The organism is Desulfosarcina sp. (assembly GCF_055467485.1).
Genome location: NZ_JBUOIV010000014.1, coordinates 74945 through 89931, shown reverse-complemented (window position 1 = coordinate 89931; position 14987 = coordinate 74945). Strand labels below are relative to the sequence as shown.

The 14987-nt window shown below is 57.1% G+C and carries 15 protein-coding genes; 8 read left to right on the top strand and 7 right to left on the bottom strand.

From position 1 onward, the window contains the following. Positions 1–14 precede the first annotated feature (14 nt). The 5 genes from ACZCED_RS09345 to ACZCED_RS09325 all read left to right on the top strand — a co-directional run bounded on the left by ACZCED_RS09345 (position 15) and on the right by ACZCED_RS09325 (position 5392). The gene (locus ACZCED_RS09345) at positions 15–1163 is read left to right on the top strand and encodes a sulfite exporter TauE/SafE family protein (protein WP_462971011.1); all 1149 of its coding nucleotides are present in this window, start codon (positions 15–17) and stop codon (positions 1161–1163) included. Between the two features lie 133 nt (positions 1164–1296). Then, complete coding sequence (locus ACZCED_RS09340; protein WP_462971012.1) at positions 1297–1878, top strand: hypothetical protein; 582 nt, start codon at positions 1297–1299, stop codon at positions 1876–1878. A gap of 89 nt (positions 1879–1967) precedes the next feature. Further along, positions 1968–2474: a hypothetical protein gene (locus ACZCED_RS09335; protein ID WP_462971013.1), complete on the top strand. Its 507-nt coding sequence runs from the start codon at positions 1968–1970 to the stop codon at positions 2472–2474. Next, positions 2474–3991 carry a two-component system sensor histidine kinase NtrB gene (locus ACZCED_RS09330; RefSeq protein WP_462971014.1) on the top strand — a complete coding sequence of 506 codons (1518 nt, stop codon included), beginning with the start codon at positions 2474–2476 and terminating at the stop codon, positions 3989–3991. The genes ACZCED_RS09335 and ACZCED_RS09330 overlap by 1 nt, the downstream gene beginning before the upstream one ends. A gap of 3 nt (positions 3992–3994) precedes the next feature. Further along, positions 3995–5392, top strand: coding sequence for a sigma-54-dependent transcriptional regulator (locus tag ACZCED_RS09325; RefSeq protein ID WP_462971015.1), 1398 nt, complete (start codon positions 3995–3997; stop codon positions 5390–5392). A 66-nt stretch (positions 5393–5458) separates the two neighbouring features. Here ACZCED_RS09325 and ACZCED_RS09320 read toward each other — a convergent pair whose 3' ends face one another. Both ACZCED_RS09320 and ACZCED_RS09315 read right to left on the bottom strand, forming a co-directional pair. Beyond that, positions 5459–5902: an Hsp20/alpha crystallin family protein gene (locus ACZCED_RS09320; RefSeq protein ID WP_462971016.1), complete on the bottom strand. Its 444-nt coding sequence runs from the start codon at positions 5900–5902 to the stop codon at positions 5459–5461. 175 nt (positions 5903–6077) lie between these two features. After that, the gene (locus ACZCED_RS09315; protein WP_462969270.1) at positions 6078–6554 is read right to left on the bottom strand and encodes a rhodanese-like domain-containing protein; all 477 of its coding nucleotides are present in this window, start codon (positions 6552–6554) and stop codon (positions 6078–6080) included. A gap of 172 nt (positions 6555–6726) precedes the next feature. Between ACZCED_RS09315 and ACZCED_RS09310 the strand changes: the two genes are divergently transcribed. Continuing rightward, positions 6727–6915 (top strand): CooT family nickel-binding protein, encoded by a 189-nt coding sequence (locus ACZCED_RS09310; RefSeq protein WP_464860678.1) that lies wholly within the window; start codon positions 6727–6729, stop codon positions 6913–6915. Here the strand turns inward: ACZCED_RS09310 and ACZCED_RS09305 are convergent, their stop codons facing one another. Genes ACZCED_RS09305 through ACZCED_RS09295 form a run of 3 tightly spaced genes read right to left on the bottom strand, consistent with a single transcriptional unit; the run spans position 6916 to position 9426 of the window. Further along, positions 6916–7572, bottom strand: a complete 657-nt coding sequence (locus tag ACZCED_RS09305; RefSeq protein ID WP_464860677.1) for a ferredoxin--NADP reductase — start codon at positions 7570–7572, stop codon at positions 6916–6918. 5 nt (positions 7573–7577) lie between these two features. Then, on the bottom strand, positions 7578–8150 hold the full coding sequence (locus ACZCED_RS09300) for a cob(I)yrinic acid a,c-diamide adenosyltransferase (RefSeq protein ID WP_464860676.1): 573 nt from the start codon (positions 8148–8150) through the stop codon (positions 7578–7580). Between the two features lie 40 nt (positions 8151–8190). After that, positions 8191–9426 carry an MFS transporter gene (locus tag ACZCED_RS09295; RefSeq protein ID WP_462969274.1) on the bottom strand — a complete coding sequence of 412 codons (1236 nt, stop codon included), beginning with the start codon at positions 9424–9426 and terminating at the stop codon, positions 8191–8193. A gap of 186 nt (positions 9427–9612) precedes the next feature. On the opposite strand from ACZCED_RS09295, the gene ACZCED_RS09290 reads away from it, so the two are divergent. After that, entirely contained in the window at positions 9613–11040 is a 1428-nt protein-coding gene (locus ACZCED_RS09290; RefSeq protein WP_462969275.1) for a coniferyl aldehyde dehydrogenase, read from the top strand. Positions 11041–11260: 220 nt separating this feature from the next. On the opposite strand, the gene upp is transcribed toward ACZCED_RS09290, so the two are convergent. Both upp and ACZCED_RS09280 read right to left on the bottom strand, forming a co-directional pair. Beyond that, positions 11261–11887, bottom strand: coding sequence for a uracil phosphoribosyltransferase (upp, locus tag ACZCED_RS09285; RefSeq protein ID WP_462969276.1), 627 nt, complete (start codon positions 11885–11887; stop codon positions 11261–11263). A gap of 72 nt (positions 11888–11959) precedes the next feature. Continuing rightward, positions 11960–12256, bottom strand: a complete 297-nt coding sequence (locus ACZCED_RS09280; RefSeq protein WP_462969277.1) for a hypothetical protein — start codon at positions 12254–12256, stop codon at positions 11960–11962. A 238-nt stretch (positions 12257–12494) separates the two neighbouring features. On the opposite strand from ACZCED_RS09280, the gene priA reads away from it, so the two are divergent. Further along, positions 12495–14948: a replication restart helicase PriA gene (priA, locus tag ACZCED_RS09275; RefSeq protein WP_462969278.1), complete on the top strand. Its 2454-nt coding sequence runs from the start codon at positions 12495–12497 to the stop codon at positions 14946–14948. Positions 14949–14987 lie beyond the last annotated feature (39 nt).

Genomic DNA, 14987 nt, shown 5'->3' with positions numbered 1-14987 from the left:
CCTGGAGGAGAATTATGAATAAGAATGTAACGTTGCTCATGGTGCTGCTGACGATCTTTTCCATCGTGGCCGTGCCGGTTTTCCTGACCACCGGCAATGCAGTAGCCGCCAACCTGGAAGAGGCCATTGCCAAAGCACCCCAGGGAACTGAAAAAGGCCAGATCGATCCCAACGCCGCACCCGGTTACCTGGGGATTCCCGGTGCACCTCAACTCAACCCCATCGTCGGCTTCTTGTGGGCCATTTGGGTCGGCTGGATCTTCTCGACAGTCGGCGCCTTCGGCGGCATCATGGCCGGCGTTGGTCACATCACGATATATGGTCTGGGAGCCTATGCCAAAACTTTCAAGGACACCGCGCCCGGTTTGAACAAGACCATCACCGACAGTATCCGGGTCTCCAACCAGTGGCTGGTGGGAACCTCCGCTCTGGTCTCCAGCTTTAACTACTGGAAACAGAAACGCCTGGTTGCCTCCCTGGGTATCTTTCTGGGTATCGGTGCCCTGCTGGCCACCCTGATCGTGGTATACACCAGTGCGGGTAAAGTCAAATTTTCCCAGTACCAGGGCTACTTCGGACTGGTAGTCTTCATCATCGGCGGATTCATGGTCTATGAAATGACGCCCAAAGGCCAGGCGTCCAAAAAGGCAGCCAAAGCAGCCGCCAAGGCCTTCGAGGAGGCCGCCAAGGCAAAGGTTGCCATTGAAGACCAAGGGGTTAAAACCTCCAAATGGAGCCTGGCCAAAACCGAGATTTCCTTTTTCGGTCAGACGTTTACCTTCAGCCCGCTGTGGGCCCTGGCAGGCGGCTTCTTCATCTCCGCGCTGGCTTCGTTCCTGGGTATCGGCGGCGGTTTCCTGTATGTACCCTTCCTCACTAGTGTGGTCGGCCTGCCCATGTTCGTCGTCGCGGGAACGTCCGCCCTGTCGGTCCTGATCGGCATGATTTTCGCGATTTTCAACTTCATGGTCCTCAAGGGTGTCATGGTACACTGGTCACTGATTGGTGTGGAGTTGATCGGTATCTTCATCGGTTCCATGATCGGTCCGCGAACCGGCAAGTACATCCCCGAAAAGGTCCTCAAGGGTATATTCATCTTCCTGGCGCTTTACATCGGTTTGCGCTATACCTTGAGAGGTTTTTTCGGTATCGCCATGCTGTAGGGCACCGCAGTTGGTTGTTCAATTAACATGCTGACAGGCCCGGTGCCCGGTTTCAGCCTGGCACCGGCCCTGCCGGCAAATCGCCCATCAGCGATGTCACCGAACCCAATCGATACTCGTCGCCGACGTGGCCATGGAAAATATCTTGCACAGCATCTATGTCAATATGGATCTCTTTCTGATCTTTTTTTATCGGATGACCGACCTTCCTATCGCCAATTTTCTGATCGGGACTTTCAACCTCTCTTTTCTGTGTGTCATCGTCGGTGAACTGTCCGTTTCTCTGGCGCTCAAATTCAATAAGCCATACGTAGATCGGATAACGGCTGAAATAAAGGAAAAAGAACGCTTGTCCATGGCTGCCTACCAGGCCGGCGACAAAGTGAGCTACAAGGCACTGAACAAAGAGGCCACCGATATCTGGGGCAAGGGTTTTTTCACTATGGTGGCATACAGCGCCGGCATTCTGTGGCCGCTTCCCTTTGCCATGGGGTGGCTGGGCACACGCTTCGCCGATGTTGATTTCCCGGTGGCGGCCCCTCTCTCCCTTCTGTTCGAAGACGGTGTGGGCTATATGTTCACGTTCATACCCATGTATATTCTCGCCCGCATCCTGTTCAAATATATGAGGCCCTATCTGCCCTATTTCAAAGGCGTGCAGAAAATGCTGGATGCCGCCGACAATCCCAGCCATCAACGCACGAAAAAGACCTGACACACCCCATCGGGAATTAGAGGCGTGCGGAGGGGTTGACGGCCTGTCGATCTCAACGCTGTTTTATCAGGGGTGTGAAATATATCAAAATGCGCACGATCCGACAGATCACTGGCAGTTTTTTACCTTATGCAGCGGCATGCTGGTGTTTCTGCGTCACGTTGTTTTCAAGTACGCCGTCCCTTGCCACCCAGGGTCATGCGGGCATCGAAGGGGTGTGGGTCCACCAGTTCGCCCACCTGTTCTTCCTGTTTTCAATGGTGCTGCTCATCTACTGGCTCAGGCGGGCGGGGCTCGTGAAAGCCCCCGGGTGGCGCTACATCCAGTATGCGGCACTGTTCTTTATTCTCTGGAATGTCGACACGTTCCTGGTGCACTTCCTGGATGAACAGATCCAGGCCGTCGCGGTGGACAATCTCGGCGACTGGCAGATCCGGGTCGTGGCCGTCGGCGACCGCACATGGCTGTCGGCCGTCTATTACCTGGCAAAAATGGATCACCTGCTTTGCGTGCCGGCCATGATCTTCCTGATGCTGGGATTGCGCCACATGCTCAAAGAGGTCGGGCCGGTTGAATCCGGCTCGAATGTCCGGTGATGAATGCATCCCTGATCCCTATCTGGTCGGTGGATGTCGTCGGGTCCATCCTGATGATTGTCTTTGCATTTCTGAGTTTCGGACTGTGCCTGCGGCTCAAGCGCAAAGACCCCAACAACATCATCGTCACCTACCTGTTATGGGTATGCTTTGCGCTGTTCGTGTTCGCCATTTCCCGGTCCGCCGGCCACTTGCTCAAACAGGTTTTTCTGCTGTCCGATCAACCTGACCTGTGGGCGGCCATCCAGCCTTTTTCCGGCGCCATCAACACCTTTACCTTTGTCATGGTGGGATCGGTCACGCTCTTTTTCGAACGGACATGGGCGATTTACGGCACGATTCTGAAAGACCGCCAGGCGCTGCAGAATGCCCATGAAGAATTGCTTTACCTCAATCAGAACCTGGAGCAACTGGTAGATAAGCGCACCGAGGCACTGGTCATTTCAGAGCAGAAGTACCGACGGATTTTCGAAGTTTCCAAAGACATGATCATGGTGACCCGCAAGGATGGCCAAATCGTCAACCTGAACCCGGCAGGCAGAAGCATGGTCGGCTTCAACGCGGCCGACAGCGAGAACTGGATCCATGGGTACGCTTTCCAGGATTTCTTATCGGGCCCCGACGACTGGGATGCAATCAGTCGACAAATCGAAGCTCGCGGATTTATCTCGAGTGAAGAGTTCGATCTGGTACTGAAAGACGGCACCCGGCGTCGGATGCTGCTTTCCGGCAGCCTGGCCAAGAGTCCCGCCGAGGAGGGTGAGACCATTCATTTTCTGATCAAGGACATCGAACAGCGTCGGTTGATGCAAAAACAGATGGCCCAAGCCGACAAACTGGCCTCCATCGGCGAGCTTTCCTCCGGAATCGCCCACGAGATCAACAATCCATTGGGCATTATTTTAGGTTACACCCAGCTCTTGATGCGAAGCGAGCACCCCTATTCAGACCGATTCAATGACCTGAAAACCATCGAAAAACATGTCAAATCCTGCAAGGCCATCGTCGAAGACCTGCTCAACTTTGCGCGCACGTCCAGCGCCCAGAAAGAAAATATGGACATCCACGCGGTGATCGACGAGGTGATCGGTTTCGTGCGCCACCACAGCAACCTGGAAAACATTCAGATCGTAACCGCTTTTGCGCCCGACCTCCCCCTGGTGCTCATGGATGAAAAGAAGATCAAGCAGGTGCTCATCAACCTGTTGATGAATGCCATCCATGCAGTCGACCGGAATGGCACCATCACCATTACCACCGGGCTGAATGAGTCGGGCAGCCGCATCGCGGTGGAGGTGTCGGATACGGGGCACGGTATTGAAAAGGAAAACCTGCTGCGGATTTTCGACCCCTTTTTCACCACCAAACCCACCGGCGAGGGTACCGGTTTGGGGCTTTCGGTCAGCTACGGCATCATCAAGGGACACGGCGGCAACATCAGCGTAAAAAGTGAACGCGGACAGGGCGCTACCTTCACGCTGTCCCTGCCCGTCTCACACCCCCTTTCAGGGAGATAAACCATGCCACAGAATCTTCTAATCGTAGACGACGAACCAGACATGCTCACCCTGCTGAAGCGCAGTCTCGAGCCCGAGCTGGGTTGTCAGGTCGATACCGCCTCATCGGGGGAAGCGGCCCTGAAAATGATGCGGGCCGCCGATTACGACCTGGTCCTGGCAGATATCAAGATGCCGGGCATCAGCGGACTCGAAGTGTTGGAGCAGATTAAAGCCGACCGCGGTGATGAGGTGACGGTGGTGATGATGACCGCATATGGGCATATCGAGATGGCCGTGGAGGCCATGAAGCGGGGCGCTTATGATTTCGTCACCAAGCCATTCGATCACGATGCGCTGGTCATGCGTCTGGAAAAGGCCTTCGAACGAAGCCGCCTGCTCAAAGAGAACCTGAGGCTGCAGCATGAGTGTCATTCTACGGAAATGTTCCAGGAACTGGTTGGAAAGAGCCCCAAGATGCAACGGGTGTATGAAACCATCCAGATGGTTGCCAAAAACGAACTCACCGTATTGATCACCGGTGAGTCGGGAACCGGCAAGGATCTGGCCGCCCGAGCGGTCCACGCCTTGAGCAATCGCAGCAAGCGGCCCTTCATCGCGGTAAACTGCCCCACCGTTCCGGAGCAGATTCTGGAAAGCGAGCTGTTCGGCTACAAAAAAGGGGCGTTCACCCACGCGACCCGAGACAAGAAAGGCCTGTTCCAGGAGGCCCACAGCGGTACGATATTTCTGGATGAAATCGGAGACATCACGCCCACCATCCAAACCAAGCTGCTGCGTGTTCTTCAGGAGAAAGAGATCAAATCCCTGGGCGACGCACGGCCTGTCCACGTGGATGTAAGAATTATCGCCTCCACCAACCAGCCCTTGGCCGAAAAAATCAAATCGGGTGATTTCCGGGAGGATTTTTTTTACCGCCTCAACGTGCTGCCCATCCAATTGCCGCCGCTTCGCGAACGGCCTGAAGACATCCCCCTGATCGCCAATCACCTGCTGAAAAAGCACTGCCTCAAACTGGACAAGCCGCTTAAGCATTTTTCAGCGGAATTGATGGACCTTTTTATCGGCCGCCGATGGGAGGGGAATGTGCGTCAAATGGAGAACATGATCGTGCAGGGAATTCTCTTTTCCGCTACCGACGAAATCACGCCCGCCGACGTGGGCATCGGGCGAAAGCCGCCATCCGGGGCTACCGCCGAGATCACGCCTTCTCTTGACCTGCCCTACAAAGTGGCGAAAGAGAACAATCTGCAAGCCTTCAATGCCGCCTATATCGGCCACATGCTTTCCCTGAGCCAGGGAAATGTCACCCAGGCGGCTAAAGCCTGCGGGCTGGAGCGCCAGGCGCTTCAACAGATCATGCGCCGTTACGGTATCACCGCGGATCCGTATCGGCAGTAGGCTCAAATGCAAAAGGGCATGGCCGCAACACCCGCCCATGCCCTTTTGTGTCAATGTCCATCCGTGTTATTGGACGGTGATCTGCTTGGTCTTGCCGGCATCCGGCTTGGGGATGGTGAGCGTTAGCACACCGTCCTTGTAATCGGCCTTGATCTTTTCGGAGTCCGTTTCAGCGGGCAGGGTAAAGGAGCGCTCGAATCTACCATATGAACATTCACGCCGGTAGTAATTATCTGCCTTGACCGGGTTGTCGGATGAACGCTCGCCTTTTACGGTGAGCACCCGGCCGTTGACGTCGATGGCGATTTGGTCTTTAGCCACACCAGGCAGTTCAGCTTTCATGACGATGCGGTCGGCTTCCTCGAAGACATCCACCTTTGGGTTCCATCCCAGGCTTACATCCGCCCGCTCACCCCAGAAAAGGTCGCCGAAGAAATCATTGAAAAGATGATTCCTGGGTCTTACGTAATTAACTATATTTATGGTCGGATTGAATCTGACGAGTTGCATAAATTGTCCTCCCTCTGTGTTGGTTGATTGCCATTCTCGATCTCGTGCCCATAAAATAGGAATGGAAGCACACGTGTCAATACTATTTTAATACATTACTTTTTATATATTTAGTAAATTTGTAATTTTTCTAAATCCGGGTGAAGGTTCGCCGAAGTGGGGGTCGATCGAAAGCTTACTCTACCGCAAAGCCGCCCTCGCGCCAGCGGGTCCAGCCGTTTTTTAGATAGTGGACATTGTCGAACCCATTGTAAAAAAGCAGTTCGGCCAGCGCCTGGGCCAAGTGGCAGTCCGCGCCGTCGCAATAGGTGATGATCGTGGTCGCCGGGTCGGTGGTGGTCAGAAATTCCTGCAACCCGTTCTCCTGATCTACCGCATACAGGTGAACGGCTCCCTGGATGTGTCCCGCTTCGTAATCGGCGGCATGCCGCGAGTCGGCAAAAATGGCGCCCCCTTCCCGGTGGAGGCGCACGGCGTCCTCGATGGAGATTTCAGAATAATCGCTTTCGGCGGGCGACTGCTGCCCGGCGTCCTGAATTGGCGATGCAGGAATGAGTCCGATCTTGTCGGGTCTGACCGCATAGACGGCAATGGCAATCGCCGTGGCGGTGCCGATCAGGATGAGCGCCTCTTTGGCGGCCAGTTTAAACATGGTGCCGACACCTTTTATTGAAGGAGTAAATGCGGTATTATCAATCGCCACCGGACGTAGGCAATATAGCCATTTGGCGGACAATATCAACCGCATTCATATCCGGCCGGCCACACACCCATCACCCCGGCCCTTGCATTGCAGACCGGGAAGAGAGAAACGGAGAATCAGGATGTGCGACGTCAATGTATTTATCGTAACCAACGGGGTCGAAGAAAAAGTGCTGGAAAATGTGGACCTCATCGAAGAGGTGGCCGGCGGCATGCGGCTGGTCAACATCTTTGGCGAAGAACGCACGCTCAGTGCCAAAATGGTTCGTTACGACAACAGCGGAAAGCGGATGGTTTTCCAGACAATATAGCTAGTCGTAGGTTTCGATAAACAGCCTCGAATCGCCGAACTGCTGGTCTATCAACGCCGTGACATCCCGGATCATGGCCCCCCGACCGCACAGATAAAAGTCATAGGTGCCCGGTTTAAGCTGCCGCTCCAGGTAATGGGTGACCCGGCCCCGAAAAGCGTTTGCCGGGCGATCCATCTTTTCGGGAATTCGGCTGATACAAGGCACATAGTCACCCAGGCTTGACTGCAGAATATCCCGGTAGATCAGCCGGTCAGCCGTGCCGACGCCATGAAGCAGGAGGCCGTTGTCCACCCCGCTCCGGCAAAAGGCCACAAAAGGGGCAACGCCGGTTCCCGTGGCCACGAACACCGCCGGATTCGCCGGGCCCTGGAATACGAAATGACCGTGGGGCCCGGTCAACTGAAACGAGGCATCAGCACCGGCCTTTTGGATGTCACTGGAAAACCGCCCCCCGTCCACCACGGCGATGCAAAAATCGATCGTCGCCGCGTCCGGTGCCGAAACCATGGTGTAATCCCGCTCGTAGCCATCCATGACAAACCGCAGAAACTGCCCGGGAATGAATGCGACATCCTCCGGTCGGGCCAGGCGCAGTTCAAGGATGCCGGGGGCCAGCCAACGCCGGTGAACCAGGCGAGTGCGAAAACGCGGCATACCGCCTACCCGTTCCACTGCACATCCGCCTGCCCCTGGTTATGATTGCACCATCGGGCGAGTACAAAAAGGTAATCGGAAAGCCGGTTGAGGAATACGAGGATATGTTTCATGGTTTCGGTGGCACCCGATTCGCCATCCTCGTATTCAACCAGCTCGATGACCCGTCGTTCCGTTCGCCGGCAAACCGTGCGGGCCATATGCGCCAGTGATGCGGACAGGTGCCCCCCGGGCAGGATAAAATGCTTCAGTTCGGGCAGGGATACGTTCATCCGGTCGATGGCGGCTTCCAACATATTGGCGGGGCCACCGGTAAACGGTTTTAAAAAACGGCTGGATTCGGCACCGGGAGTTGTCGCCAGCCAGGCGCCGGATTCCAGCAGCAGCGCCTGAATGGCCCGGATTTCAGCCTTCAATCCGGATTGCCCATCGTCCAAAGCCGCCGCCACCGCTCCGATCACGGAATTGAGTTCGTCCAGATCGCCATAGGCCTCAAGGCGCGGGCTGCTCTTTGATACCCGTTCTCCGCTGAAAAGGCTGGTTTTGCCCCTGTCTCCCGTGCCGGTATAAATTTTCATGTCGATCCCCCCTTGCGTTGCCCATAGCCAATGAAGGCGGCTATCCCTTTTTGCGGCTGCTGATCATCCGGCTGGCCATGAAAAACCAGACCAGCGTTATCGCCTGAAGGGCCAACATGACAAAAAACCCGCTTCGATAGCCAGGCAGCGCGTATTTACCGCCTGCATCGACCGGCCAGCAGCCGATGATGGCCCCGATGGCCCACTGACCCAAAAAGGCGGCGATAAACACCAACAGATTGACGGCGGTGGTGACCCGGCCGGACAGCTGAACCGGGAATCGCTGCGATAGGGCGGCATAGGCAATGATACCCGATGTACCGAAGAAACCAAACAGCACCCAGGTGAGCAGCGCCCAACGCACCGGTCCCACCAGGACCAGTGCCTGAACGCCCATGAACAGACCCATCCCTGTCACCGCCGTGGTAAGCACGCTGATGCCCGAACGGCTCAATCGCTCGGCCAGCAACCCCAGCAGGATGAATCCGGCGATCATGGCCACGGCAATCCAAAGCAGCACATTGGCCACGGCAGTTCGCTCCAGCCCGGCTACATCCTTGAGCCAGGGTCCGGCCCAGAGCCCCTGTATGGAAAGAAAGGTCGCCTGGGACAAGGTGGTTAACGGTGCCGCCCGCCAGAATTCAAGGCTGGTGAACACGGTCTTGACACCCATCAACTGGCTCTTTAATCCTTCGCCGGTTCCGCTGGACGGCTTTTCGGGAACCACCGTGTAAACGGCCACGGCCACCAGCAGGGTGAGCAGGGCCAGAACCGCGAAGACGCCGCGCCAGTCGGTGATGTGCAGTGCCGCCTCCACGGGAGCCGTCGCTGCCAGGGCACCGAAGCCGCCGGCAGCCATTTGAAATCCGTTTACCAGCGGCCAGCGCTCCTTGGGAAACCACAGGGTGTAGGCTTTAAAGGCAGCCATGAGGCAGGCCGACACGCCGAAGCCGATAAAGGCCCGCGCCACCACCAGGCCGGCCAACGATCCGGATCGGGAAAAAAGAAAGGCCCCCAGCCCGGCGAAAAGCAGCAGGAACGCTTCCATTCGCCTGGGACCGAAGCGGTCCAGCAGCACCCCCAGCGGCAATTGCGATGATGCAAAGGAAATGAAATAGGTGGCCGTCAGCAATCCCAGGGCCGACGGGCCGATACCCATATCGCCCGCCAGATCCGGAGCGATGACTGCGTTGACCACCCGGTACAGGTAAGAAAGGAAATATCCGGCGGCAAATGGAACGAATACGCGCAGTGTGGTCACAAAAGATGCGTTCATGGATTCCGGCCTTGCGATGGGGCGGCAGTTGGTGGAAAATAGTCATTCGATCGTCGACAGACGATCTGATCAAGATACGTTGCCCAAGACGCGATGACAAGTTTTTTCAATTAGGGACGCTTTCGAAGGTTCCAGGGATGCTTAAGTTAGTGCATCGATCAATCTCAAACAGGAGCAAAATCAGCCATGCAGCCAGACACGCCGGATCGACCTCACCGTGCCATGCAGCAGTTGCTCGACAGCCAGCGCGCCGCCTTTCAAAAGGACCCGATGCCCTCGGCCGAGCGGCGGAAAGAGGACCTCGCGCGACTGGCCTCTGCCCTGAAGGCGATCCGGCATCGCCTCGCCGAGGCCATTGACCAGGATTTCAACGGACGCAGCCGCGACGAGACCCTGCTGGCGGAAATCTTTCCCAGTCTGGAAGGCATCCGGTATGCAAAAGCTCATGTGAGTCGTTGGATGCGGCCCGACCGGCGGCGGGCCGGACTGATATTTCAACCCGCGCAGGCACGGGTGCTCTATCAGCCACTGGGCGTAGTAGGCATCATTTCACCGTGGAACTACCCCGTCTACCTGACCATCGGGCCGCTGACCGGCGCCCTGGCTGCCGGCAACCGGGTCCTGATCAAAGCCAGCGAACACACGCCCAACACCACGCAGATCCTTCGAGAACTGCTGTCCGGACTGTTCGCCGACGATCACGTATCCGTTGTAACCGGGGGTGCCGATATCGCCGCGGCTTTTTCACGGCTGGATTTTGACCACCTGCTCTTCACCGGCTCAACTGCCGTCGGCCGCCAAGTCATGCGCGCGGCCGCCGACCATCTGACCCCCGTCACCCTTGAATTGGGGGGGAAATCCCCGGCACTGGTGGCACCGGACTACCCCATTGACACCGCTGCCGGACGAATCGCCTTCGGCAAGTGCTTCAATGCGGGGCAGACCTGCATCGCGCCTGACTATCTCCTCTGCCCGGAGAACCGCCTGGATACGTTTATACAGGCATTTTCAGATGCCGTCGCCCGCCTGTATCCCACCATGGCAGCCAACCCGGACTACACCGCCATCGTAAACCAGCGCCAGTTCGACCGGCTCTCCGGCTATCTGTCAGATGCAAGAGAAAAAGGCGGACGTCTGCTGCAGGTCAACCCATCGGCGGAAACTTTTTCAGACGGCGGTAAGATGCCGCTGTGGCTGGTTCTCGATCCCACCGACACCATGGCCGTCATGCAAGAGGAGATATTCGGCCCGATCCTTCCCGTCGTCACCTACCGGAAGCTGTCCGAGGCTGTCGACTTTGTGAACGGTCGGCCCCGACCGCTTGCCCTGTATTACTTTGATCAAAACAGAAAGCGGACCCAACGCGTTCTCGACCAGACCCGGTCAGGGGGGGTGTGCGTCAACGACACCCTTGCCCACGTCGCTCAGGAGGACCTGCCTTTCGGCGGAGTTGGGCAGTCTGGCATGGGCGCGTATCACGGCGAGGCCGGCTTTCTGGCCTTTTCCAAAGCGCGGCCGGTCTTCACCCGGGGGCGGATCAACAGCACGCGTCTGGCCTGGCCGCCCTACGGCCGCTGGATCCACCGCTGGCTATACCGATTCCTGCTTCGCTGAAAAAGCCGGCCCATCGAGAAAGGAGATCATCCGGGGTAGACCAGAAAAAAAAGAAGCGCCCGTTTGGCCAACAGACGCTTGATCCATATCGTTGCCGAGGTCGTCCGGAAGATGGTGGAGAGAAAGAGTCAGTCCGGATTCACCGCTAAATCGGGTTTACCGGAAGGCATGACACGGGGTCCATCAGGATTCGATGGCACGATTGTTTTTTACGACGACCTTATTTGGTTCCGAAGATCTTATCTCCCGCGTCTCCCAAACCCGGTATGATATAACCGATGTCATTAAGTTTTTCGTCTATCGCCGCCACATACACATCCACATCGGGATGGGCCTTTTCCAGCCGGTTGAGCCCCTCGGGCGCGGCAACCAGAAACAGCCCCCGGATCTGCTTGCAGCCGGATTCTTTCAACAGGTCGATGGTGGCGACCAGGGTGCCGCCCGTGGCCAGCATGGGGTCCAGGATCAGAGCGATCCGCTCTTCCATGTTGCTGGTCATCTTGACGTAGTAGCGCACGGGTTCCAGGGTCTCCTCGTTGCGATACAGCCCCACCACGCTCACCTTGGCCGACGGGATCAGGTTGAGCACGCCGTCCATCATACCCAGGCCTGCGCGAAGAATCGGAACCACGGTGATCTTCTTGCCTTTGATATTTTCAACAACCACGTCGCCCGCCCACCCCCGGATGGTCAGGGTTTCGGTTTCCAGATCCTTGGTGGCCTCATAGGTGAGCAGGGTGGCCAGCTCATTGGCCAACTCCCGAAATTTCTTGGTGGTCACATCATGCACCCGCATGAGGCCGATTTTGTGTCTGATCAACGGGTGTTCGACGAGATGTACGGGCACACGTCCTCCTTTTAGCGGCCCGGTGACCGATCACCGGGCCGCTCTTATGGCAATTGCTGATTAATGGGATGGTTAGAATTCACCCAGCGGTCTGCTGAAGGTGAATTTGAAAGGGTCGGCCAGCAGGTAGTCGTAAGCGGCGTTGGTGTTTCCACCCAGGGCAGAAAACGGCAGGGTTACGACAAAAATCACACCGCCGATCACCGTGGCGCAAATCCCCAATGGCCTGACAACCACTTCGGCAGCCATTTTGCCGGCAATGAGGTCGTCATCCTGTTCAAGCCCCGCGGCAAAGCTGGTCATGCAGGGAACCGCAACCAATGCCATGGTGGTCAGCAGGATGATTACGCGTTTCAGGATCCCGTTCATACCGTTTCCTCCTTTGGTTGTTATGAGTGCCTTCACTCACTGTTAGCAGACGGATAAACCGTCGAATTTAAAGATATTAGCAGGTATTGGGACGACATGCAACGCATGATATGGTTGAAAGCGTCTCCTTCCGGGTCTATAATGCCTCGAACCGGCTAGCTTGCCATTGGGGCAACTGTTCGCAACACCATGAAATTCATACCTAAAAGAAGCCGTGACCCCTGTCAAGGAAAATCAAATGATCGATCGCCGGCATATCGTTCCGGTGGCCGTGGCCTTGCCGGTCCATAATACGTTCCACTACAGTGTCCCGGCGCACCTGGCCCTGCAGGCCTGTCCGGGAAAACGGGTCCTGGTGCCCTTTGGCAAACGCAAGGTAACCGGCTACCTGGTCGGCCCGGCAGGCGAGCCAACTGCTGAAATGGATTCGATGGAGATCAAGCATATCCTGGATGTGCTCGACGAGACACCCCTTTTCCCGGAAACCATGATTCCCTTTTTCGAATGGATTGCCGCCTACTACATTCACCCGCTGGGGCTGGTGATTCATACCGCCCTGCCGGCCGGACTGAACCTGACCGACATCGCCGTCCTGTCCATCGGCGAGGCAGGTCTGGCGGCCTCGGCATCGTCACCCCTTTCGCCCTTGGAAGGATCTATCCTGTCGGCATTGGCAAAACGCCCGTCTGCCATCAAACACCTGCAAAAAGAAATCGGCCAACCCGTCTCATGGGGATTGATCCATCTGATGCGAGAGCGGGGGTGGATCCAGGTGGACCGGCAGATCAAGGGCCGTCAGATAGGACCCAAAACTGTCCGGTGGGTAACCGTTAAAGAAACCGCACCCACTTCCCACCGCCTGTCTGCGCAGCGCAAAATCATCCGGAACGCCCTGGAAACCGAAGGCGACCTGACGATTCCGGAACTCAAGACCCGGGTCCCCACCGCTCCGGCACTGGTGCGTGCCATGCAGAAGGCCGGCCAGGTTGCCGTTTACGAAAAGGCGGTCTACCGGGACCCGTTCGGCGACCCCATCGAACCGGACATCCCGCCCCGGCTCACCGCTGAGCAGGCGGAAGCGGTGAGCGCCACGGTGCCGCTGCTGGGCCAGGGATTCAAAACGGTCCTGCTGGCCGGCGTCACCGGCAGCGGAAAAACCGAAGTCTATCTTCGGCTGACGCGGGCCGCTCTGGACAAGGGGCTCCGTGTGCTGGTGCTGGTACCGGAAATCGCCCTGATCTCTCAGACCGAACGCCAGTTTCGCGCCCGCTTCGGTGAAACGGTGGCGGTCCTGCACAGCAGCCTGTCACAGGGCGAACGCTACGACCAGTGGCTTCGCATCGCCCAATCGGACGCGACCATCGCCATCGGTGCCCGGTCATGCATCTTCGCCCCTTTTGGTGATGTCGGCCTGATCATTGTCGACGAGGAGCACGACGCCTCCTACAAACAGGAAGGCGGGCTGAGCTACAACGCCAGGGATCTGGCCGTGGTGAGGGCCCGCCACCACAATGCCCTGGCCATCCTGGGATCGGCGACACCGTCGGTGCAGTCCTGGTACAACGTCAGCGTGGGCAAATATGAGACTGCCAGTTTAAAACGGCGGGTCAATCGCCAGCCGCTGCCGGCCATCCAAACTGTGGACCTTTCCCAAAGTCGCGACGACCGGGGTATCCGCCGCTACATCACCGCACCGCTGCAGCAGGAAATCCGCAAGACCCTGGACGATGGAAACCAGGCCCTCATCTTTCTCAACCGCCGGGGTTTCTCCGCCTTTCCCATCTGCGGGCAATGCGGCCAGCCCATCCGATGTAAAAACTGCGATATTTCCCTGACCCTGCACAAACGGGTCAACGCCTTTCGCTGTCACTACTGCGGGTTTTCCAAAGCCGCCGTGTCCTCCTGCCCGTCCTGCGGGTCCGATAAAATAAGGCTGCTGGGGGTGGGAACGGAAAAAATTCAGGAGGCGATGACCCAATTGTTTCCCGATGCACGGGTGGCACGCATGGACCGGGATACCATGACCCGAAAAGGCTCGATCGTAAGCCTTCTGAAAGATCTGAAGCATCGCCGGATCGACATCCTGGTGGGCACCCAGATGGTGGCCAAGGGGCACGATTTTCCGGGCATCACCCTAGTCGGGGTGGTCTGTGCCGACTTGACCCTGAATTTCCCTGACTTTCGCGCCGGGGAGCGGACTTTTCAGCTGCTGGCCCAGGTGGCGGGCCGGGCAGGTCGCGGCGATCAGCCCGGCCGTGTGATTCTGCAAACTTACAACCCGGGCCACTTCAGCATTCTTGCGGCGAAAAACCAGGATTTCAAAGCCTTTTTCAATCAGGAAATCGGCTTTCGAAAAGCCCTGGGCTATCCGCCCTTTTCCCGCATGATTGCCGTGCGCATATCCGGTAAAGATCCGAAGCAGACCGCCGCCCGTGCCAGTGCATTGGGGGAGAAGTGCCGCGACCTGTTGACGGCAAGCGGACCGTATCACCCGCGAGTTCAAGTAATGGGCCCCATCGAAGCGCCGCTGTCACGCATTGCCAACCACCATCGCTGGCAGATCCTGGTCAAAAGTCCGGACACATCGATGCTTCACCGGTTTGCCCATGAACTGATCATGGATCAGCGTGCCACACCCGCCGGCAGGCAGATCAAGGTCTCTGTTGACGTGGACCCGATTTTTCTGATGTAGCTTGACAGGATCGCCGCCGAAGCTTAAAAATAGCTTTTT

Excerpts from the sequence above, each read along its gene's own strand:
- ACZCED_RS09340 (WP_462971012.1), top strand. The coding sequence starts at position 1,297 with ATGGAAAATATCTTGCACAGCATCTATGTCAATATGGATCTCTTTCTG.
- ACZCED_RS09280 (WP_462969277.1), bottom strand. The coding sequence starts at position 12,256 with ATGAACGGGATCCTGAAACGCGTAATCATCCTGCTGACCACCATGGCA.
- ACZCED_RS09320 (WP_462971016.1), bottom strand. The coding sequence starts at position 5,902 with ATGCAACTCGTCAGATTCAATCCGACCATAAATATAGTTAATTACGTA.
- ACZCED_RS09330 (WP_462971014.1), top strand. The coding sequence starts at position 2,474 with ATGAATGCATCCCTGATCCCTATCTGGTCGGTGGATGTCGTCGGGTCC.
- ACZCED_RS09310 (WP_464860678.1), top strand. The coding sequence starts at position 6,727 with ATGTGCGACGTCAATGTATTTATCGTAACCAACGGGGTCGAAGAAAAA.
- priA (WP_462969278.1), top strand. The coding sequence starts at position 12,495 with ATGATCGATCGCCGGCATATCGTTCCGGTGGCCGTGGCCTTGCCGGTC.
- ACZCED_RS09290 (WP_462969275.1), top strand. The coding sequence starts at position 9,613 with ATGCAGCCAGACACGCCGGATCGACCTCACCGTGCCATGCAGCAGTTG.
- ACZCED_RS09315 (WP_462969270.1), bottom strand. The coding sequence starts at position 6,554 with ATGTTTAAACTGGCCGCCAAAGAGGCGCTCATCCTGATCGGCACCGCC.
- ACZCED_RS09345 (WP_462971011.1), top strand. The coding sequence starts at position 15 with ATGAATAAGAATGTAACGTTGCTCATGGTGCTGCTGACGATCTTTTCC.
- ACZCED_RS09300 (WP_464860676.1), bottom strand. The coding sequence starts at position 8,150 with ATGAAAATTTATACCGGCACGGGAGACAGGGGCAAAACCAGCCTTTTC.
- ACZCED_RS09325 (WP_462971015.1), top strand. The coding sequence starts at position 3,995 with ATGCCACAGAATCTTCTAATCGTAGACGACGAACCAGACATGCTCACC.
- ACZCED_RS09295 (WP_462969274.1), bottom strand. The coding sequence starts at position 9,426 with ATGAACGCATCTTTTGTGACCACACTGCGCGTATTCGTTCCATTTGCC.
- ACZCED_RS09335 (WP_462971013.1), top strand. The coding sequence starts at position 1,968 with ATGCGCACGATCCGACAGATCACTGGCAGTTTTTTACCTTATGCAGCG.
- ACZCED_RS09305 (WP_464860677.1), bottom strand. The coding sequence starts at position 7,572 with ATGCCGCGTTTTCGCACTCGCCTGGTTCACCGGCGTTGGCTGGCCCCC.